Genomic DNA, 1,011 nt, shown 5'->3' on the forward strand with positions numbered 1-1,011 from the left:
GTTATTATATTTGCATATGTCGCCGGTAATATACCAATCCCTTTTGCACTGTTGATTGCATTCACAATCTGTCCGTTCCCCATATAAATACCTACATGTCCGTCATATAATATGATATCTCCCGGAACCGCTTCTTCGTAACTTACCGGCGTTCCTACGCTCTCCATATCCCAGGTAGTTCTTGGCAATGAAACCCCAAAATGTGCAAATACTGATTGAACAAATCCGGAACAGTCTGCTCCATTTGTCAGGCTTGTCCCTCCCCATACATAAGGATTTCCGATAAACTGACATGCATAATCAACAATCTCCTGTCCTTTTGCTGCCTTTGCAACAGCTTCTTCTCTTGCTCTTTCTGCTGCTTCTTCTGCATCTTTTTGCAGTCTCGCCTCTTCTTCTTCTCTGGATTCCGCGTATTGGAACGCTTCTTTTGCATCCTGAATTCCGGAACTCTGCACAATCTCCTGTGCTTTTTGTTCTGCATCCATTCCTACGGTAATGTATTCAGAATACACATATCCCTTAACGGATCCGGACTCTATCTGCGTCCATTCCCCTACCGGACCAATGATCCTTGCTGCGTAATCAGGATATAATTTTCCTATCCATTCGCTGTCCGTTGACGGCGCGCTTCTTATATAAAGAAACGACTGCACGTCAGCGAACGCCATATCTAAATACTCACCCTTCTCTGTCGGCACCAGATAATCTTCTATTGTTATGTCTTTATCAGACAAATAACATTCACCCAGTACCTCCTCAATTCCGACCTGTGGCAACATGTTATCATTTTCAGTATCTGATGCGTGTACCGTAGCCGGCAATGATATCATAGCTCCCGTAAACGTAACCAGGAACAATCCTTTTTTAAGACCAGAATCCATAAACTCCCTCCTTTATGTTTTCTTATCTTTTGTAAATGTTACAGAATTGTTACATATGTTACGATGTAATTATACCATGCAGAATCTCTTTGTCAAGCCATTTTACAATGTTTATATCTCCATATTC

The 1,011-nt window shown here is 41.8% G+C and carries 1 protein-coding gene; it reads right to left on the reverse strand.

Going from position 1 to position 1,011, the window contains the following annotated elements; all coding sequences use genetic code 11:
* Positions 1-884 (reverse strand): C40 family peptidase (locus JQM82_RS15820; protein WP_235251376.1); only part of this gene is annotated, 884 nt, incomplete at its 3' end.
* Positions 885-1,011 lie beyond the last annotated feature (127 nt).

The organism is Faecalicatena contorta, assembly GCF_021531995.1.
Lineage (GTDB): Bacteria > Bacillota > Clostridia > Lachnospirales > Lachnospiraceae > Dorea_A > Dorea_A contorta_A.